Source organism: Thermocrispum municipale DSM 44069 (assembly GCF_000427825.1).
In the GTDB taxonomy this organism is placed as follows: Bacteria; Actinomycetota; Actinomycetes; order Mycobacteriales; family Pseudonocardiaceae; genus Thermocrispum; species Thermocrispum municipale.
The window spans coordinates 108,244-128,156 of record NZ_ATYT01000007.1; the positions used below are offsets into that span (position 1 = coordinate 108,244).

Consider the following 19,913-nt stretch of genomic DNA (forward strand, 5'->3'; position numbering starts at 1 on the left):
TCGCTACCTCCGTCGGAATTTGCCGATCTTGCGGTGTTGTCCGAAAGCGAATCCCGCTAGGTTGGCGCGCATCACCGCGGGCTTGGACAAGCCGGCGAGCAAGCAGACACAGCGAGCTGGAGGCGAGGGGAACGAAGGCCATGGGTTCTGCGGCCGGACACCAACGGCCCACTGGCAGCAAGCCGCTCAGCAGGCGCTCATTCCTGCGCACGGCGGCACAAGCGGCCGCCGTCGGCGCAGCGGCAGCCACCGCGACGACGGCCGTGAGTGCGTGCACGGCGACAGCCGGCGGCACGAGCTTCGCCGACGTCAAGGAGAGCGGGAAGATCCTCATCGGGGTGGCGGGCGAGAAACCGTACGGCTACATCGACGAGGACGGCCGGGTCACCGGTGAAGGCCCGGAAGTTGCTCGGGCCGTGTTGAAGCGGCTCGGCATCACCGAGCTGCAGGGCGTGCTGGTCGACTTCCGCCAGCTCATCCCCGGGCTGCAAGCCCAGAAGTACTCGCTGGTCGCGGCGGGCATGTCGATCCTGCCGGAGCGGTGTGCCGACGCCGCGTTCTCCCTCCCCGACTTCGAGGTCAAGAACGCGTTCCTGGTGCAGAAGGGCAATCCGGAAGGCATCGAGACGTTCGCCGACATCAAGGGCAAGGACGTCCTCATCGGCGTGCTCACCGGCGGCGTCGAACTGGAACTGGCCATCGAAGCGGGTGCGGCCGAGGAACAGCTGGTCACGTTGGGCGACCAGGACAGCCTGTTCCGCGCGGTCGCCGACGGCCGGGTGTACGGCGCCGCGACGCTGGACACCACGGTCGGCTATCTGCTCAAGCAGCACCCGGAAGCCGGGCTGAGCAAGACCAAGCCGTTCGTGCCACCTGGGGGTAGTGCGGGCGTCGGCGGGTTCGCGTTCCGCAAACACGACACCGAATTCGTCAAGGCGTTCAACGCCGAGCTGGCCGCGCTGAAGAAGAGCGGCGAGTGGCTCGAGATCGTCCGTCCGTTCGGTTTCACCGAGCAACACCAACCCGGACCGGAGATCACCACGAAAAAACTCTGCGCCCCGTAACCGTTCCGACGCGGGCAGTGAGCGGGACTTCGCTTTCGTGACCTGCACGGATACGGTGACGGCAGCGGACGGTGACCAACCGGAGAAACAGACACACCCAGCAGGAATGAGATGCGCGCATGACCGTGGCCGCCCCACCGCGAGCAACCGGTGCGGTCGACCAGCGACCGCACGCACAGCGCCAAGAGAAGACCCCGACCCGGACCCCACATCGACGCAAGCGCAGCACCCCCCGGGTGCTGCGGTCGATGCTGATCGGGCTGGTGACGCTGAGCCTGGTTGTCGGGGCGGTGTGCACTCTGTTGGTGCTCAAGCGCGAGCAGCGGCTGGACCAGCTGGCCACCACCGACGGCGAGCTGCACGCGGCCGCCGAGCAGTTCTACCGGTCGTTGTCGACCGCCGACGTGGCCGCCAGCGCGGCGTTCCTCGCCAGGGACGTCGGTATGGCCACCGATCGCGTCCGCTACGAGACGGAGTACGAAGCTGCCGCGGGCGAGGCCCAGTCGGCGCTGGCCCGGCTGGTCGCCGCCTCCGACGAGGACACCGACAGCCGCCAGCGCGACCTGCTGGGGACGTTGCCCGGCAGGCTGTCCGAGTACACCGTGCTGGTCGAGCAGGCGCGCGCGTACAACCGGTTGCACGAGCCGGTGGCCTCCACGTACCAGCTGCTGGCCGCCGACGCGATGGCGGCGAACCTGCTGCCCGCGGGACAGAAGCTGTACGACTCGGTCATCGAGCGGCTGACCGACAACCAACGGGCGGCCACCGAACCGCCGTGGGTGGAGTTGACGCTCGGCGGTGTGTTGCTGGTGGCGCTGATCGGCGCGCAGGTTTACGTGTGGCGGCGCTCGCGCCGGGTGTTCAATATCGGCCTGCTGGTGGCCACGGTCGCGGCGGTGAGCATGGTCGGCTGGATCGCCTTGTCCCACTTCACCGCCAGCAGCCGGGCAGAGCGCAGTCACAGTGAGGGGACGGAAGTGATCAACACCGTGACGCAAGCCCGCAACACCGGGCTGGCCGCGCGGGCGAACGAGGCGCTCATCCCGGTCGCCACCCGGGACGACCACTCGTTCGCCGAGTACGAGAGCAGCTTCCAGCACATGATGCAGCAGCTGACCGGCGACGACGGGCGTCTCGCCGCAGCCAAGGCGGTGAGCACGGACGGCTCGGCGCGGGCGGCCGTCGACGACGCGCTGGCGGCGGCACGATCATGGAACAACACCCATGCCGCGGTGCAGCAGGCCGCAGCGAGCGGCGACCAGAAGAAGGCGGTTCGGGCACTGGTCGCGTCGCAAGGGGCAGCGGCGTTCGAATCATTTGACGACGCGCTGGCCGGCATCGTGGACGATGTACGGCTGCGTTTCGAATCCGCCGCCGACGAGGCACGCGCCGCGTTGACCGGAGTGCTGATCGGTGTGATCAGCCTGGCTTTGCTGGCCGCCGCCGGAGGGGCGTTCGGCGTGTGGCAGCGATTGAGGGAGTACCGATGAGGTGGCGACGCACCAACAAGTCGACCGCGAAGCAGGCGGATCGCGCCCCCGAGGCCGGGGGCGACACGCAGACGGACGTGAAGGACCGGTCACTCCCCGAGGACAGTTTCGACGCGTTCGAGGCGGACGCGGCGGCGCAGAACGGCGGAGCCGAACAGGCGCCGACGCAGCAGGTGACCGACGCCATCCCGTGCCCGCGTGAGTCGTGCGACGGCACGCTCGACGAGGACCGGTTCTGTGACGTCTGTGGTTTGGAAGCGCCGTCGGACGCTGTTGCCGGGGATGCCAAGACCGCGAAGGACGGCGATTCGGCCGACGCGGACGGCGAGCACGGCGGCGACGGCGAGGAGCATTCCGAACGCACCGGGCGGCGTGGCTCGGTGCGGACGGTGTCCCACCGCACCGGCTCCGGCGTCACCTCGCCCAGCGGTGGCTGGGCCGCCTCGTCGATGTCGGCCACCACCGGCACCAGGGGCAGCGGCCCGTCGCGCGCGTCCAACCGCGGCATGCTCGGCGCGGGCTTGGTGGAGATGCCGCACGTGCCGTACCGGGACCCCACGGAAGTGGTGCTGAAGAACCCGATGGTGCCCGAGCACCGGCGGTTCTGCAGCCGCTGCGGCGCCAAGGTCGGGCGCAGCACGGCCGACCGTCCCGGCCGGTCCGAAGGGTTCTGCCCGCAGTGCGGTCAGCGGTTCTCGTTCACCCCGAAGCTGTTCCCCGGCCAGCTGGTGCACGGCCAGTACGAGGTGCTCGGCTGCCTGGCACACGGCGGCCTCGGCTGGATCTACCTGGCCAAGGACCGCGCGGTCGCCGACCGCTGGGTGGTGCTCAAGGGCCTGCTGGACACCGGTGACTCGGACGCGATGGCCGCCGCGCTCGCCGAGCGTCACTTCCTGGCCAAGGTCGAGCACCCGAACATCGTCAAGATCCACAACTTCGTCCAGCACCGCGACCAGCACGGCGACAACGTCGGCTACATCGTGATGGAGTACGTCGGCGGCCAGTCGCTGAAGGACATGATCAAGCAGCGGCGGGCGGAGATCGGCCCGAACGAATGCCTGCCGCTGGAACAGGCCATCGCCTACACCATCGAGACGCTGCGGCCGCTCGGCTACCTGCACAGCATCGGGCTGCTGTTCTGCGACTTCAAACCGGACAACGTCATCCAGACCCAGGAACAGCTGAAACTGATCGACCTGGGCGCGGTGCGGCACGCCGACGACGACACGTCCGCGGTGTTCGGCACCATCGGCTACCAGGCGCCCGAGGTGGAGTCGGCGGGGCCGTCGGTGGCGTCCGATTTGTACGCGGTCGGTCGCTCGCTCGCGGTGATGAGCTTCCCGTTCGACTTCCAGAAGCGCTACCGCGACCACCTGCCCGCGCAGCAGGACGTGCCACTGCTCGCCGAGTTCGACTCGTTCGACCGCTTGCTGCGGCGGGCGACCGCTCTGGAGCCGGAGCGGCGCTTCACCTCCGCCGCCGAGATGGCCGAACAGCTGACCGGTGTGCTGCGTGAAGTGCTGGCCGCCAAGGACGGTCAGCCGCGGCCGGGGCCGTCGACCGAGTTCACCCCGGAGCGCCGCAGCTTCGGCGTGCGGCCGCAGCTGGACTCGTACCACGGACAGGGGGCGCGGCTGGCGGTCGACCCGCGGCAGGTGGCCAACGCGCTGCCGGTCACCCGGGTGGACAGCAACGACCCGGCGGCGGCGTTCCTGGCCTCGGTCAGCACGTCGGACCCGGCCGAGCTGCTGGAGATCCTCGGCGCGGAGAAGCCGACCGAGGAGATCCGGTTCCGGATGATCCGGGCCTACATCGAGCTCGACCAGATCGACGAGGCGCTGCACGCGGTCGACGAGCTGCTGGCCGACAAGGACCTGCACACGGCGCGTACGCAGTGGCGTGCCGAGTGGCACCGCGGCCTCGCGTTGCTCGCCGCGGGCAGGCACACCGAGGCCAGCACGGCGTTCGACTCGGTGCTCGACACGGTCCCCGGCGAGCTGGCGCCCAAGCTGGCGCTGGCCGCGTGCGCCGAGGCCGAGGAGGACTGGGACTGGGCCGACTACTACTACCGCACGGTGTGGCGCACCGACCGCACGTACGTCAGCGCCGCGTTCGGCCTGGCTCGCGCGCTGCTGGCCACCGGCGCCAACGACGAGGCGACCGACGTGCTCAACTCGGTACCGGAGACGTCCAGCCACTACATCACGGCCCGGTTGTTGGCCATCCAGGCGACCACCGTGGCGGCCGACCCGGCGTCGCTGACACCCGACGAGCTGGAACGCGCGGGCCGGCAGTTGGAAGCGCTCGAGCTCGACCCGGTCCGGGAAGCCCGCATGTCGGTCGACCTGCTGGAAGCCGCACTGGCCTGGACGAAGTCCGGTGGCCGTGAACTCAACGCGGCCGATCGCAGCGTGCTCGGCCATCGGCTCACCGAATACGACCTGCGCAGCGGCCTGGAGACGTCCTACCGCGCGTTGGCCCGCCAGGCCTCCGACGAAGAAGAGCGCGTGGCCCTGGTCGACCGCGCGAACCAAGTGCGCCCGAGGACGTGGCTGTGACCAATTCGCCGAGCACCGACTTCTCGCTGGCCGACACCGAGCCGGTGCGGCCACGGCACGTGTGCCCGGACTGCTCGTCCCCGGTGGGCAAGCGTGACCGGTTCTGCGAGGTGTGCGGCCGCAACCTGCTGTTGCACCGCACGCCGGTCGGTGGGCCCGACCCGGCGATGCAGGTGGCGACCTGTATCTCGTGCGACTTCGCCGAGATCGACTCCGAGGGCTTCTGCCTGCGCTGTGGCCGGTCGCAGCCGCTCGGCCGGGATCGCGTGGTCTACGACCTCGGCGTGGTCGCGGGGGTCAGCGATCGCGGCAGGCGGCGCGAGAGGAACGAGGACGCGCTGGCGCTCGGCTGGATCGGTCGCCGCGACTCCCCCAAGTGCGTGGTTGCCGTCGTCTGCGACGGCGTGGCGTTCTCCTCCCGGGCGAGCGAGGCGTCCCAGGGCGCCGCTGATGCCGCGGTGGACATCCTGTTGTCGGCGATGTCGGGGACGGCCGACCCCACGGCGGCCACCCGCGCGGCGGCCGCGGCCGCGTCGGCCGCGGTCAACCGACTTGCCGACGAAGGCGATCACGAGGAGGGCCCGCCCGCCACCACCTACGTCTCGGCCATCGTCAACGAGTCCGAGGTGACCATCGGCTGGATCGGTGACTCCCGGGCGTACTGGCTGGCCACCGGGTCGAACGGCACCCGGTCGCGGTGCCTGACCGTCGACCACACCAGAGCCAACGAGCTGGTGGCCTCCGGCGTGAGCGCGGTCGCCGCGGGCGCGGCGGAGGACGCCAACGCCCTGGCGCGCTGGCTCGGTGCGGACGCGGACGACCCCCGCCCGCAGGTGCAGCGCTTCCGGCCCAACGGCCCGGGCACCGTGCTGCTGTGCACCGACGGCCTGTGGGGCTATCTGAGCGGACCGAGCGTGCTGGCCGCCCACCTGCCCGTCGGCGGCCGCGACCCGCTCGGCACCGCGATGGACCTCACCGAGGCCGCCAACGAACGCGGCGGCAGGGACAACATCACCGTGGCCGCGATTCCGTTTCCGGTGTGTGCGGGGCAAGAACCGGGAATGGCGAGGAGTGACAGCCCATGACCAGCTACCCGGAGTTTCAGCTCGAGGTCGCGCAGAACCAATACCTGGCGCCGGGGGCCACAGAGGTCAACGCCGTCCTGACCGTCACGGCGGACGCGCCGGAGGAAGGCCAGTTCACCACGTCGGCTGCGGAGATCGTCATCGTGGACTGCTCGGCGTCGATGTACCGCCCGAGCAAGCTGAACGCGGCCAAGCAGGCCACCATCGCCGCGATCGACGGCATCCGCGACGGGGTGGAGTTCGCGGTGATCGCCGGCAACGAGTCGGCCAAGGTGGTCTACCCGCCCAAACACGAGGGGCTGACCCTGGCGAGGGCCGACGAGGAGACGAAGGCGGCGGCCAGGGACGCGGTGGCCCGGCTGGTACCCAGCGGTGGCACCGCGATGGGACGCTGGTTGTGGCTGGCCGATCAGCTGTTCGCCACCAGCACCGCGGAGATCCGGCACGCCATCCTGCTCACCGACGGGCGCAACGACAGCCAGGCGCCCAAGGAACTGACCGCCACGCTGGAGAGCGTCGCGGGCAACTTCGTGTGCGACTGCCGAGGTGTCGGCACCGACTGGGAGGTCGCCGAGCTGCGGCAGATCGCACACGCCCTGCTCGGCAGCGTGGACATCGTCGCCGAGCCCGCCGATCTGGCCGCGGACTTCGCCGCGATGACCGAGGCCGCGATGGGCAAGGCGGTGGCCGACGTCGGCCTGCGGCTGTGGACACCGCAAGGCGCCCGGATCGACTTCGTCAAGCAGGTCGAACCGACCCTGGCCGACCTGACCGCGATGGGCACGCCGACCGACGCGCGCAGCGTCGAGTACCCGACGGGCGCGTGGGGCAGCGAGACCCGCTCGTACCACGTGAAGCTGCATGTGCCCCCCGCCGAGGTGGGCGACAAGATGCTCGCCTGCCGGGTGAGCCTGGTGTCGTCCGGACCGAACAAGTCCGAGATCGTCCTCGGCAAGGGACGCGTGCTGGCGGTGTGGACCGATGACGTCTCGCTGTCGACCGTCATCGATCCCACGGTGGCCCACTACACCGGCCAGGCGGAGCTGGCCGATGCGATCCATGCCGGCTTGGCGGCGCGCCGGGCGGGCGACATCGAGACCGCCACGCAGAAGCTCGGCCGAGCTGTGGCGTTGGCCACACAATCCGGCCACGAAGACGCCGTCAGCCTGCTGTCGGGCGTGGTGGATGTGGAAGACGCGGTGCAGGGAACCGTCAAGCTCAAGAGTCGTGTCTCGGCCATCGACGAGATGACGTTGGACACCAGGTCGACGGTGACCAAGCGGGTCTCGCGACGCACCGGAATCTGAAGGGGTGACAGCGATGCCGAGGTGCCCTGGCGGACATCAATCCGCCGACGTCGAGTTCTGTGACGTCTGCGGGCTCTCGCTTCATGTGTCCAAGCGAACCTCCCCCATTCCCGGCCTGGCCAAGTGCCCGACGTGCGGCACCCAGTTGCAGGGCCGGTTCTGCGAAGCATGCGGCACGGACACGTTGCCGGGCGCTCCCCCACCGGTGCCGGTGCAGCAGCCCGCGCACGTCGAACCACCGAAACCGGAGCCGCCGCCCGCGACCTGGACGGCCGTGGTGAGCGTGGACCGCGCGCATTTCGACGCGGTGACCGCCGCGGGCAACGGCACCGCACCCGGCGGGTTCCCCGCGGACTGGGAGGAACGACGCTTCGAGCTGCACGGCAACCAGGTGAGCATCGGCAGGCGCAGCCGCACACGCAACATCAAGCCGGACATCGACCTGGCGGGCCCGCCGGAGGACTACGGCGTTTCCCACCTGCACGCCGTGCTGGTGCCGCGCACGGACAACACGTGGAGCATCGTCGACGTGGGCTCGACCAACGGCACCATGCTCAACGACCAGCCGTATCCGCTGGCCGCGAACGTCCCGCACCCGCTGCGCCACGGCGACCGGATCTATCTGGGCGCCTGGACGGTCATCACCATCGAGGTCGATCCGCCCCACTGAGCAGGGTCAGTACGGCGCCGTGCCGGCCGCCACGTCCGCGAGCTTGCGGGCCAGCCAGTGCCGCACGGCCTGCCACAGGCCGCCCCCGAGCGAGATCCGGGCGACGCCGAGCTCGGCCAACTGCCCCAGGTCCGGGCCGCCGGGCAGATACGTGGCGTTCACCGGGGCCGGGGCCACCGCCGAGACGAACTCCTCCAGCACGGCGGCGGACCGCACGTGGATCGGATACACGCAATCGGCCCCGGCGTCCAGGTAGGCGCGGGCCCGCTCCACGGCGTCCGGCAACGCGGCCCGCTCCGCTTCCTCGGAATCGGTCGCCAAGAACGTGTCGATCCGCGCGTTGATCACCACACCGTCACCGACGCTGTCCCGCAGCTTCGCGAGGAACACGGCTTGCTCGCGCGGCTCGCGCCTGCGCCGCTCCTGCTGGTCGGTGTCCTCGATGTTGCAGCCCGCGGCGTCGACGTCGAACAGCAGCTCCGCCAGCGCGCTCGGCGGCAGGCCGTAGCCGGACTCCGCGTCCACGGTCACCGGCACGTCGACCGCCGCCGCGATGCGCCCGGCGGCGGCGAACATCTCGGCCGCGGTGGCCTCTTCCCCGTCGGAGTAGCCGAGCGTGGCCGCCACGGCCACCGAACTGGTCGCGACGGCGGGGAAACCGGCTTCCACGACCAGGCGCGCGGTGTCGGCGTCCCAGATGTTCGGCAGCACCAACGGGCGACCCGGCACGTGCAGGTCCAACAGATCTCGAGCGGTCACCCAACCCTTTCTACCGGACTTCGCGACGACCGCCCGCCCACTCGCCGACGGCACGCCCGGAAGGGCAGCCGTGGTGGATGTCAGCGCCGCAACGTGCGGATCAACTCGTCCGCCGCCGTGAACGGATCCAGCTCGCGGTCGACCACCCGCTTGGTCAGCATCTCGAGGGCCTCGCCGCCGCCGAGGTCGGCCAGCCTGCTGCGCAGCTCGCGGAGGGCGATCGCTTCCACCTCGGTGCGCGCCCGGATCTGCCGGCGACTCGCCAGCTCACCTTCGGACTCCAGCCACGCCCGGTGCTCGTCGAGCGCCTGCAGAACCTCCTCGGCGCCTTGGTTCTGGGCGGCGACCGTGCGCACGATCGGCTGCCGCCACCGGCGGCCCCGCAGCTCCCGGCGGCTGAGCGCGATCATGTTCTTCAGCTCGCGGACGGTGGTCTCGGCCCCGTCGCGGTCGGCCTTGTTCACCACGAACACGTCGGCGATCTCCAGCACGCCGGCCTTGACCGCCTGGACGCCGTCACCCGCGCCCGGAGCGAGCAGCACCAACACGGTGTCGGCGAGCCGGACGATGTCGACCTCGGACTGGCCGACCCCGACGGTCTCGATCAGCACCACGTCGAACCCGGCCGCGTCGAGCACCCGCACCGACTGCGGCGTCGACCAGGACAGCCCGCCGAGGTGGCCTCGGGTGGCCAACGAGCGGATGAACACCCCCGGGTCGGTGGCGTGCTCGGCCATCCGGATCCGGTCGCCGAGCAGCGCGCCGCCGGTGAACGGCGACGACGGGTCGATGGCCAGCACGCCGACCCGCTTGCCTTGCGCGCGCAGCGCGGCCAGCAGCATCGACGTCGACGTGGACTTGCCGACGCCCGGCGGCCCGGTAAGCCCGATGACCTGCGCGTTTCCGGTGTACGGCGTCAGTGCGCGGACGACCTCGCGAAGCCGCGGGTGGTCGTCCTCCACCAACGACAGCAAGCGGGAGACGGCGCGCGGCTGTCCGGCACGCGCGCGGTCGACCAGCTCGCCGACGTCCAGCTGCCCGGTCACACCCGGTGAGCCTAGAGCCCCGCGTGCCTTACGACCGCGGAACCTTGATCAGCAGCGCGTCGCCCTGACCGCCGCCACCGCACAGCGCACCGACGCCGGTGCCGCCGCCGCGCCGCCGCAGCTCGTGCACCAGGTGCACCACCAGGCGGGCACCGGACGCACCGATCGGGTGGCCGAGCGCGATGGCGCCACCGTCGACGTTGACCTTCTCCTCCGGGACGCCGAGCTGCCGGGTGGACACCAGGCCCACGGCGGCGAACGCTTCGTTGATCTCCACCAGGTCCAGGTCGTCGACGCCGATGCCTTCCTTGGCCAGTGCGGCCTTGATCGCGTTCGACGGCTGCTCGTGCAGCGAGGCGTCCGGGCCCGCGACCACGCCGTGAGCGCCGATCTCGGCCAGCGGGGCCACGCCCAGCTCCTCGGCCTTGGCGCGGCTCATCACCACGACGGCCGCGGCACCGTCGGAGATCTGCGACGCCGAACCCGCGGTGATCGTGCCGTCCGAGGCGAACGCGGGACGCAGCTTGGCCAGCGTCTCCACCGTGGTGTCCGCACGCACCCCCTCGTCCTCACGGAAGACCACCGGGTCGCCCTTGCGCTGCGGGATCTCCACCGGAGCGATCTCGGCGTCGAACCGGCCTTCCTTGATGGCCGCGGCGGCCTTCTGGTGCGAAGCGGCGGCGAACGCGTCCTGCTCCTCGCGGGTCAGGCCGTAGCGCGAGTTGTACTTCTCGGTGCTGGCACCCATCGCCACCTGGTCGAACGCGCAGAACAGGCCGTCGTAGGCCATGTGGTCGACCAGCGTGGTGTCGCCGTACTTGAAGCCGGCGCGGGACTTGGGCAGCAGGTGCGGGGCCTGCGTCATCGACTCCTGGCCACCGGCCACCACGATGTCGAACTCACCGGCCCGGATGAGCTGGTCGGCCAGCGCGATCGAGTCGATACCGGACAGGCACACCTTGTTGATGGTCAGCGCGGGAACGTCCATCGGAATGCCTGCGGCCACGGCGGCCTGCCGCGCCGGGATCTGGCCCGCGCCCGCGGTGAGCACCTGGCCCATGATCGTGTACTGCACCTGGTCGGGAGACACGCCTGCCTGCTCGAGGGCCGCTTTGATGGCGACGCCACCGAGCTGCGCCCCGGAGAAGTCCTTGAGCGAGCCGAGCAGGCGGCCGATCGGGGTTCGCGCCGCGCCGACAATGACCGAACCAGACACAGTGAGCCTCCAAGCGTTCGACGTCGTCCCTGTCGGGGACCTTACCGCCGTGGGCTACTGCGCAGTAGCGGCTGTGACCTACTCTGCAGTCCATGAACGACGCCATGCAGCCCGTGCACAGTCTGGTGACCGCCGTGGACCACGTGGGGATCGCGGTGCCGGATCTGGACGCCGCGATCGAGTTCTACCGGACCAACTTCGGCTTGGTGGCCACGCACACCGAGGTCAACGAGGAGCAGGGCGTACGCGAGGCGATGCTGCACGCGCCCGGCGACGAGGACGGCACGGCCATCCAGCTGCTGGCCCCGCTGAACGAGCAGTCCACCATCGCCAAGTTCATCGACCGCAACGGTCCCGGGTTGCAGCAGCTGGCCTACCGGGTGACCGACATCGACAAGGCCGCTGATCTGTTGCGCGGTAACGGCCTGCGCCTGCTCTACGACCAGGCCAAGCGTGGGACGGCCAACTCCCGGGTGAATTTCGTCCACCCGAAGGACGCCGGTGGTGTGCTCGTTGAGCTGGTGCAACCCGCCGAAGGCGAGCATTAAACGTCCGTCGGCGGCAAAGTGAGATGGCTCGCTACTTGTAAGTAACTTCCGCTCCGACGTGCTTCAATCCCGGGCATCTCGTCACCGCATGCCGAGCGCACGGAGGTCGCAGCAATGGTGCAGCAGATCCAGCAGATCACCGACGCAATCCTGAGCGACAACCTCGATGCCGTCGGTTCGCTGCCGGTACCGGAGAGCTACCGGGGTGTCACCGTGCATGCCGACGAGGTCGACATGTTCGAGGGCGTGCCCACCAGGGAGAAGGACCCGCGCAAGTCGCTGCACGTGGACGAGGTGCCCACGCCCGAGCTGGGCCCGGGCGAGGCGCTGGTGGCGGTGATGGCCAGCGCGATCAACTACAACACCGTGTGGACCTCGATCTTCGAGCCGATCCCCACGTTCAAGTTCCTGCAGCGCTACGGCAAGCTGTCGCCGCTGGCCAAGCGGCACGACCAGCCGTATCACGTGGTCGGTTCGGACATGTCCGGCGTGGTGCTGCGCACCGGACCCGGCGTGCACAAGTGGAAGCCGGGCGACGAGGTCGTGGCGCACTGCTTGAGCGTGGAGCTGGAGGGCCCGGAGGGCCACAACGACACGATGCTCGACACCGAGCAGCGCATCTGGGGTTTCGAGACGAACTTCGGTGGGCTGGCCGAGCTCACGCTGGTCAAGGCCAACCAGCTGATGCCGAAGCCGAAGCACCTGACGTGGGAGGAGGCGGCCAGCCCCGGCCTGGTCAACTCCACCGCGTACCGCCAGCTGGTGTCGGCCAACGGCGCCAACATGAAGCAGGGCGACGTGGTGCTCATCTGGGGCGCCTCCGGTGGCCTCGGCTCGTACGCCACCCAGTACGCGCTCAACGGTGGGGCGATCCCGGTGTGCGTGGTGTCCAGCCCGGAGAAGGCCGAGATCTGCCGGAAGATGGGCGCCGAGCTGGTGATCGACCGCAGCGAGGCCACCGGTGAGGGCTACAAGTTCTGGAAGTCCGACACCGAGCAGGACCCGAAGGAGTGGCAGCGGTTCGGCAAGAAGATCCGCGAGCTCACCGGCGGCGAGGACCCGGACATCGTGTTCGAGCACCCGGGCAAAGAGACTTTCGGCGCCTCGGTGTACGTCGCGCGGCGCGGCGGCACGATCGTCACCTGCGCGGCCACCAGCGGCTACATGCACCAGTACGACAACCGGTACCTGTGGATGAACCTGAAGCGGATCATCGGCTCCCACTTCGCCAACTACCGCGAGTCGTGGGAGGCCAACCGGCTGATCAGCAAGGGCATGATCCACCCGACGCTGTCCAAGACCTACCGGCTGGAGGAGACCGGGCAGGCCGCGCTGGACGTGCACCGCAACACGCACCAGGGCAAGGTGGGTGTGCTGTGCCTGGCTCCCCAGGAGGGCCTCGGCGTGCGCGACCCGGAGACCCGGGAGAAGCACCTGGCGGACATCAACCGGTTCCGCGGGGTCTGAGCGGTCGCCGCCTTACTGACCGCCGGGGTTCGCGGGCAAGGCCGACACGCCGGAAGCTGCATCGTCCGGGGGAACCCACACGGAAGATCAAACCCGAACGGGTAACGTTGGCATCCATGAACTTCGGCGAGGATTCGGATCTGGTGCCGCTGGGCGCCGGCTTCGATGTCGTGCGGCGCGGGTACAGCCCCGGCCAGGTCAACGAGCATCTCGAGCGCCTGGACGCGGACCTGAAGATGCTCACCTCCGACCGGGACGCGGCGATCGAGCAGGCGGGTGACCTGGCCCGTCAGCTGGAAGCCGCCCGGACCGAGATCGACGAGCTGCGCGAGAAGGTCGACCGGTTGTCCCAGCCGCCCACCACGATGGAAGGCCTGTCCGAACGGCTCCAGCGGATGCTGCGGCTGGCGCAGGACGAGGCGTCCGAGACGAAGGCCCGCGCCGAGGCCGAGGCGGCGCACATCCGGGCGAAGGCGGAGGCCGACGCCAGTGCCATGCGGGCTCGCTACGACCAGCAGCTGGCCGAGCTGGACAAGCGTCGTCAAGCGATGGAGGAAGAGCATCGCAAGACGATGGAGCAGGCGCGCAAGGAGGCCGCGGAGCTGCTCGCCAAGGCCGAGGAGGAGCGCAAGCGGCTGGACAAGGAAGCCGAGGACCGTCGCACCAAGATCGAAGAGGACTTCGAGATCGCGATGGCGTCCCGGCGGGCCGAGTCGATGAAGATGCTCGCCGAGCAGGAGGCGCAGAGCAAGGCCGAGTCGGAGAAGCGGCTGCGGGAAGCGGCCGAGGAGGCCAAGGCGACCCGCGAGCGGATCGCCCGCGAGCTGGCCGAGCACAAGGAGCGGCTGGAGAAGGAGCGGCGCGAGTCGATCGAGGAGGCCAACCGGCGCAAGCAGGACTCGATCACCGAGGCCAACGCGCGGCTGGCGGAAGCGACCAGCGAAGCCGACCGGCGGGTCCGGGAGGCCACCGAACTGGCCAACCACCGCATCAACTACGCGGCCGAGCGAGTGGAGGCGCTGCGCGAGCTGCGCGCCAAGATCGCGGCGCAGATCACCGCGGCCCGGTCGGTGATCACCGAGGCCGACGGCCTGCTGGCCGAGGCGACCTCCGTTGCCGAGCAACGCACCGCCAAGGCGGACGAGGACGGCGCGGAAGCCGAGAGCTCGACCGGCGCCACGGGTACCGACGAGAAGAACAACGCCGACGCGGACACCGTCACGGCACTGAAGCCCGCCACACAGGCGGACAGCTCCAAGTAGGCGGCCACTGCCGACCACTCCCCAGCGGGTGGATGCTGCCCGGAACCTCGCCGACCACCGTCGGGTGCCTCGAGGACGGCAAGTGTCCGAAGCGGCCGCCCGGTGAAGGTCGAGCCGCGAAAGAGCCCGCCGCGCTCATCAGCGCCGGCGATCCGCCACCATCCCGGCGCCACCCGCGACGAGGCTCACGCCCGCTCGCCGCCCAGTTCGTTTCCACACCGTCTCGATCACACCACCCGGTCGGGCCGAAACTTGCCACCCGATGGCTCGTTGTCGATCTGCATACGGTTGCGCGCGTCGATAGTCTCAGCGCGTGCTCGCTGGTTCGGGCGGAATGACACGAAGGAGCCTCCATGACCGCTTACCGGACCGTAGTCGTCGGAACCGACGGCTCGGAGTCCTCTTACGCCGCCGTCGACCGGGCCGCCCAGGTGGCTGCCGCCGCGCAGGCGAAACTGGTGGTGGCGTGTGCCTACTATCCGGCTGACCAGGACACGGTGAACAAGGCCCAGGACGTGCTGCGCGACGAGGCGTATCAGGTGGTGGGCTCCGCCCCGGCCGATGAGACGCTGCACACCGCACGCGAGCGCGCGGCCGCCCAGGGCGCCACCGACGTGGACTCCGTTGCCGTGGAAGGCGAACCGGTCGCCACGCTACTGCGGGTCGTCAAGAAGTACTCGGCCGACCTGCTCGTGGTCGGAAACCGGGGCCTGAACACGCTCGCCGGCCGGATCCTCGGCTCTGTCCCGTCCGAGGCCGCGCGCAAGGCGGGTATCGATGTGCTGATCGTGCACACCACCTGACCGGCGGCGCCGTGGGCGATCCACCTCCGATGCGCTGACCGGCGGCGCCGGGCGGGCGATCCGTCAGGCGGGCACCACCGCGTACTGGCGGATGGACAAGTCCTGGTACGTCACCGGGCCGCGGGGGCCGGGCACCCGGTCCAGGTTGATCCCGGTCTCCGGCACCGCCAGCAGCTTGAAACCGTCCAGCAGGCGGGTCGTGGCGTTCCAGAACACGCCGGTGCCGGTGTAGCCGTCCAGGAATCGCGCGGCCGCGTCGGCGTCCTCGGTGGCGATGCCTGCGGCCAAGCCGGAAGTCTCCTCGTTGGCGATCGCCACCGCGGCATCCACACCGTCGACCTTCGACACGGTCACGGTGGCCTCGCGCTCGGAGTCCAGCGCCCACTCGTAGCCGATCGGGTGGTCGTACGGCGGCAGGGACGGCCGCACACCGCGCTCGTTCAGCGCCTGCGAGACGACCTCCCACGCCGAGTCGTAGATCGGCTCGTCGATCAGCAGCAGGTTGAGCCGGTTGCACACGCCGAGCCGGTCCAGGCTGTTGACCACCAGCTCGCGCACCTTCTGCAGATCGGCGTTGCGCTCGACGAACAGCACCCCGCCACCGTCGGCGTGCGCCAGGGTCCGCACGTCGTTGGCCGCCGCCGCACGCGCGAGCATCCGGGTGCTCTCACCGCTTCCACGCAGGATCACCAGCGGCACCAGCTTGGGCAGGCTCACCAGCGCCGTCGCGGCTTCCCGCTCGGCGACCGGCACCAGTTGCACGACCTCGGAGTCGAGCCCGGCGTCCGACAGACCGGGCGCGATCACGGCCTCCATCAGCCGCTGAGCCGACGCCAGCGCGGCACCACCGGTCCGCAACACGCCGCCGTTGCGCGACTTCACCAGCTGGGAGGCGATGTCGACGGTGACGTTCGGCCGCGCCTCGTAGTTCGCGCCGATGACGCCGACCGGGCGACGCCGCTCGATCAGCCGCAGCCCGCCGTCCAGCTCCTTGACCGGAACCTCGCGCTGCAGGTGCGGAGTGGACGACAACAACCTGAGCTGCTCGACCATGCCGGCCAGCCGCTGCTCGGTGACGGTCAACCGGTCCAGCAGGCCCGCGCTCATCCCGTCGGCCTTCGCCTTCGCGACGTCCTCGGCGTTGGCGGCCAGCACGTCGTCCCGCGCCGACTCCAGCCGGTCGGCCATCGCGCTCAACGCCGCGTCGATCACCTCGTCGGAGGCCGCTGCCAGCGACGGAGCGGCTTGCTTGGCGGCGCGGGCGCACTGCTCGACGGCTTTGGCCACGTGATCCGGCACCTGTTGCTGCACGCTGGTGAGTCCTTCCTGGCTCGTCTCGACTCCCGGCTCAGTATGCACCGCACGCGGATCGGCACTGGCCGCGGGCAGGAGGCGCTCACCGCAGCATCGACTGCACCACCGGCAGGTCGCACGGACCGTGCTCGATCAGCCGCGCGATCGCGTCGACGTCGAGGTTCTCCGCCACGGCGTCGGCCACCGTGTCCAGCATCCGTTCCCGCAGCTGGGCGAAGCCCGGCGCGTGGCGGTTCGGCTGCCAGGCGATGCCGGCCTGCGTGGCGACCTCGGCCAGCCAGGCACGCCGGAACCCGTCGTTCTCGAAGGTGCCGTGCCACGTGGTCCCCCAGACCGCACCGCGACGGCACCCGTCCAGGAACGGCTCGGCTTCGCCCGTGACGTTTGCGGTGCCGTGGTGGATCTCGTAGGCGACGATCTCGTGCCCACGCCACGTCCCCCGCGGCCTGCCCAGCACCTTGTCCTCGGCGAACGTGACCCGAGTGGGCAGCAATCCCAAGCCGTCGACCTCCCCCACGCGCGACTCGCACCGGTCGACGATGCGCTCGGCGAGCATCTGGTAGCCACCGCAAATGCCCAACACGGGTCGCCCCTGGAGGGCACGGGCCCGCAGGACGTCGTCGAGGCCCCGCTCCCGCAACCAGGCCAGGTCGTCCACCGTGGCCCGCGAGCCGGGCAGAACCACCAGGTCGGCGGCTCGCACGACGTCGGGGTCAGCGGTCACGGTGACGGTCACACCGGGCTCGGCGGCCAGCGCGTCAAGATCGGTGGCGTTGGAGACCCGCGGGAAGCGCACCGCCGCCACGTGCAGACCACGCGTGGCGCTGCCGTGCCAGCCGTCCACGGGCAGCGTGTCCTCGGAGTCGATCCACACGCCGGGCAGCCACGGCAGCACACCGAGCACCGGCCGACCGGTGCGCCGCTCCAGCGCGCGCAGTCCGGGTTCGAGCAGCCCCTGATCACCGCGGAACTTGTTGACCACCCAGCCCGCGATCTGCGCCTGGTCAGCCGGGTCGAGCAGGGCGAGTGTGCCGTACATCGACGCGAACACACCCCCGCGGTCGATGTCCCCCACCACGATCACCGGCAGGCCGGCTTCGCGCGCCAACCCGAGGTTGACGTAATCACCGTCGCGCAGGTTGATCTCGGCGGGGCTTCCTGCACCCTCGCACACCACCACGTCGAAGCGTTGTCGCAGGTCGGCGAGCGCGGCGAAGGCCCGCTCGGCGAGCTCCCGTCGTCCGACGGCGAACTCCCCCGCTTCCAGCGTCCCGAACGGCTTGCCCAGCACCACGACGTGGCTGCGCCGGTCACTGCCCGGCTTGAGCAACACGGGGTTCATCGCCGCCTCCGGCTCGACCCCGGCGGCGCGGGCCTGCAGCCATTGCGCCCGACCGATCTCCGCCCCGTCGGCGCACACCATCGAGTTGTTCGACATGTTCTGCGCCTTGAACGGCGCGACGGAGATCCCGCGCCTGGCCAGTACCCGGCACAGTCCGGCGGTCAGCAGGCTCTTGCCCGCGTCCGACGTCGTGCCGGCCACCAGCAGGCCTTTGCCGACGGAGCCCATGTCCGCCAACGCTAGCCAAGCGGTCCGGCGTCGCGAGCCGAGTGCTCGAAAGCTCACACCTCTGATCGCCCGCTGCGCTGACACAATGATCGCGTGGCATCCATCCTGCGGGCGACGTTCGCGACGGCCGCCCGCCACGGCGCTCGGCTGCTCAGCACGCTAGCGGCTGAGGTGCACCCGGCTCGGCGCACCCTGATCCTCGGCGGCGCACGCTCCGGCAAGTCCCGCTACGCCGAGCAGCTGCTGAACGACGCGCGACGGGTGGTGTATGTCGCCACCGGCTTGCCGCCGGGCGACGACCAGGAGTGGGCCGAGCGCGTCCTGCGCCACCGCGAGCGCCGACCCGATCACTGGGAAACGGTGGAGACCACACAGGTGGCCGCGGTGCTGCGCGCCGCCGACGCCCCGGTGCTGGTGGACTGCCTGGCCACCTGGCTCGCCCGGATCTGCGACGACGTGGGCGCGTGGGACGACAAGCCGGACTGGCGACAGCGCCTGGCCACCGAGGTCGACGACCTGGTCCAGGCGTGGCGCACCGCGCGCGTCCCGGTCGTCGCGGTCAGCAACGAGGTGGGCAGCGGCGTGGTACCGAGCACCTGGTCCGGCAGGCTGTTTCGCGACCAGCTCGGAGTGCTCAATCGCCGCATGGCAGGTGAGTCCGACGCGGTACTGCTGATGGTGGCGGGCCGCCCGATCCGCTTGGAGGCACCGTGACCGTCCACGGCATCCCGGCCATCCCCGCGCCCGACGAGGCGACGCGGGAACGCGCCCGACGCGTGCTGGACGGCCTGGTCAAGCCGGTCGGCTCGCTGGGCAGGCTGGAGGAACTGGCCGCGTGGTTGTCGGCCGCCCACCAGACCGTCCCGCCGCGGCCGATCGACCCGGTGCACGTCGTGGTGTTCGCCGGTGACCACGGCGTCAGCCGCAGTGGGGTGTCGGCCTATCCCCGAGACGTCACCGCCGCCATGGTGCGGGTCTTCCACAGCGGCAAGGGCGGGGTGAACGTGCTGGCCCGCGAGGTCGGCGCGACCGTTCGCGTCCTGGACATCGGTGTCGACGCGGACCTGAGCGACCTGCCCGCCGAGATCCGGGCGCACAAGGTGTGCCGTGGCTCCGGTCCGATCGACACGACGGACGCCCTCACCCCCGAGCAAACCGTCCGGGCCTTCCGCGCCGGGCAAGCGATCGCTCGGGCGGAGATCGCCGACGGCGCCAACGTGCTGATCCCGGGCGACATGGGCATCGGCAACACCACGGTCGCATCCGCCCTGGTGGCCGCCCAGCTCGGGCTGCCACCCGACGAGGTGGTCGGCGGCGGGACGGGCATCGACCCGGCCACCCGCGCGCACAAGGTCGGGGTGGTCCGCGCGGCGCTGCAGCGGGCGCAGGGCCGATTCGACGATCCGTTCGACCTGCTCACCGCGCTCGGCAGCGCGTGCGCAGCCGCCACGGCCGGGTTCGTGGTGCAAGCGGCCGCCCTCAAGACGCCGGTCGTCCTCGACGGTGTGTTCACCACCGCCGCTGCGCTCGTCGCCGCCGAGATCGCGCCCGGCGCGGCCGCCTGGTGGCTGTCCGGCCACCGCTCCACCGAACCCGCCCAGGAGTACGCGCTCAAGTCGCTCGGGCTCCAGCCGATCGTGGACCTCGGGATGCGGCTGGGCGAAGGGAGCGGCGCCGTGCAGGCCGTCCCGGTCCTGCGGGCCGCCCGCGCGATCATCAGCGACATGGGCTCGCTGTCCGACGTCCTTGCTTGA

Annotated in this window: 17 protein-coding genes; 12 read left to right on the top strand and 5 right to left on the bottom strand. The window is 70.6% G+C overall.

The window, feature by feature from the left end:
* The first annotated feature begins 140 nt into the window (after positions 1-140).
* From ehuB to YWM_RS0108950, 6 genes are all read left to right on the top strand, one after another.
* A complete protein-coding gene (ehuB, locus tag YWM_RS0108925) occupies positions 141-1,064 on the top strand; it encodes an ectoine/hydroxyectoine ABC transporter substrate-binding protein EhuB (RefSeq protein WP_084612277.1) in 924 nt (307 codons plus the stop codon).
* Positions 1,065-1,183: 119 nt separating this feature from the next.
* Entirely contained in the window at positions 1,184-2,554 is a 1,371-nt protein-coding gene (locus tag YWM_RS0108930) for a hypothetical protein (protein ID WP_156914714.1), read from the top strand.
* Positions 2,551-5,112 carry a serine/threonine-protein kinase gene (locus YWM_RS0108935; protein ID WP_084612278.1) on the top strand — a complete coding sequence of 854 codons (2,562 nt, stop codon included), beginning with the start codon at positions 2,551-2,553 and terminating at the stop codon, positions 5,110-5,112. The genes YWM_RS0108930 and YWM_RS0108935 overlap by 4 nt, the downstream gene beginning before the upstream one ends.
* Complete coding sequence (locus YWM_RS22790; RefSeq protein ID WP_052344695.1) at positions 5,109-6,197, top strand: PP2C family protein-serine/threonine phosphatase; 1,089 nt, start codon at positions 5,109-5,111, stop codon at positions 6,195-6,197. Before YWM_RS0108935 ends, YWM_RS22790 begins: the two co-directional genes overlap by 4 nt.
* Positions 6,194-7,504 (top strand): vWA domain-containing protein, encoded by a 1,311-nt coding sequence (locus YWM_RS0108945; protein WP_028850447.1) that lies wholly within the window; start codon positions 6,194-6,196, stop codon positions 7,502-7,504. The genes YWM_RS22790 and YWM_RS0108945 overlap by 4 nt, the downstream gene beginning before the upstream one ends.
* An 85-nt stretch (positions 7,505-7,589) precedes the next feature.
* Positions 7,590-8,174 (top strand): double zinc ribbon and FHA domain-containing protein, encoded by a 585-nt coding sequence (locus YWM_RS0108950; protein ID WP_245565983.1) that lies wholly within the window; start codon positions 7,590-7,592, stop codon positions 8,172-8,174.
* A gap of 6 nt (positions 8,175-8,180) precedes the next feature.
* On the opposite strand, the gene YWM_RS0108955 is transcribed toward YWM_RS0108950, so the two are convergent.
* The 3 genes from YWM_RS0108955 to YWM_RS0108965 form a co-directional block, all read right to left on the bottom strand.
* A complete protein-coding gene (locus YWM_RS0108955; RefSeq protein WP_028850449.1) occupies positions 8,181-8,933 on the bottom strand; it encodes an isocitrate lyase/PEP mutase family protein in 753 nt (250 codons plus the stop codon).
* A gap of 80 nt (positions 8,934-9,013) precedes the next feature.
* Positions 9,014-9,979 carry a methylmalonyl Co-A mutase-associated GTPase MeaB gene (gene meaB, locus YWM_RS0108960; RefSeq protein WP_028850450.1) on the bottom strand — a complete coding sequence of 322 codons (966 nt, stop codon included), beginning with the start codon at positions 9,977-9,979 and terminating at the stop codon, positions 9,014-9,016.
* A gap of 28 nt (positions 9,980-10,007) precedes the next feature.
* The gene (locus YWM_RS0108965; protein WP_028850451.1) at positions 10,008-11,195 is read right to left on the bottom strand and encodes an acetyl-CoA C-acetyltransferase; all 1,188 of its coding nucleotides are present in this window, start codon (positions 11,193-11,195) and stop codon (positions 10,008-10,010) included.
* Between the two features lie 92 nt (positions 11,196-11,287).
* Between YWM_RS0108965 and mce the strand changes: the two genes are divergently transcribed.
* From mce to YWM_RS0108985, 4 genes are all read left to right on the top strand, one after another.
* Positions 11,288-11,743, top strand: a complete 456-nt coding sequence (gene mce, locus YWM_RS0108970) for a methylmalonyl-CoA epimerase (protein ID WP_028850452.1) — start codon at positions 11,288-11,290, stop codon at positions 11,741-11,743.
* A gap of 114 nt (positions 11,744-11,857) precedes the next feature.
* Entirely contained in the window at positions 11,858-13,210 is a 1,353-nt protein-coding gene (ccrA, locus tag YWM_RS0108975) for a crotonyl-CoA carboxylase/reductase (protein ID WP_043660272.1), read from the top strand.
* Positions 13,211-13,326: 116 nt separating this feature from the next.
* Positions 13,327-14,472 (top strand): DivIVA domain-containing protein, encoded by a 1,146-nt coding sequence (locus YWM_RS22795; protein WP_156914715.1) that lies wholly within the window; start codon positions 13,327-13,329, stop codon positions 14,470-14,472.
* A gap of 353 nt (positions 14,473-14,825) precedes the next feature.
* On the top strand, positions 14,826-15,275 hold the full coding sequence (locus YWM_RS0108985) for a universal stress protein (RefSeq protein ID WP_028850454.1): 450 nt from the start codon (positions 14,826-14,828) through the stop codon (positions 15,273-15,275).
* Positions 15,276-15,338: 63 nt separating this feature from the next.
* On the opposite strand, the gene YWM_RS0108990 is transcribed toward YWM_RS0108985, so the two are convergent.
* Together YWM_RS0108990 and YWM_RS0108995 are read right to left on the bottom strand one after the other, a co-directional pair.
* Positions 15,339-16,586: an aldehyde dehydrogenase family protein gene (locus tag YWM_RS0108990; RefSeq protein ID WP_342664940.1), complete on the bottom strand. Its 1,248-nt coding sequence runs from the start codon at positions 16,584-16,586 to the stop codon at positions 15,339-15,341.
* An 85-nt stretch (positions 16,587-16,671) separates the two neighbouring features.
* Positions 16,672-18,159: a cobyric acid synthase gene (locus YWM_RS0108995; protein ID WP_028850456.1), complete on the bottom strand. Its 1,488-nt coding sequence runs from the start codon at positions 18,157-18,159 to the stop codon at positions 16,672-16,674.
* A 93-nt stretch (positions 18,160-18,252) separates the two neighbouring features.
* On the opposite strand from YWM_RS0108995, the gene cobU reads away from it, so the two are divergent.
* Together cobU and cobT are read left to right on the top strand one after the other, a co-directional pair.
* Positions 18,253-18,873 carry a bifunctional adenosylcobinamide kinase/adenosylcobinamide-phosphate guanylyltransferase gene (gene cobU / locus YWM_RS0109000; protein WP_425426528.1) on the top strand — a complete coding sequence of 207 codons (621 nt, stop codon included), beginning with the start codon at positions 18,253-18,255 and terminating at the stop codon, positions 18,871-18,873.
* Complete coding sequence (cobT, locus tag YWM_RS0109005; protein ID WP_425426529.1) at positions 18,870-19,913, top strand: nicotinate-nucleotide--dimethylbenzimidazole phosphoribosyltransferase; 1,044 nt, start codon at positions 18,870-18,872, stop codon at positions 19,911-19,913. Before cobU ends, cobT begins: the two co-directional genes overlap by 4 nt.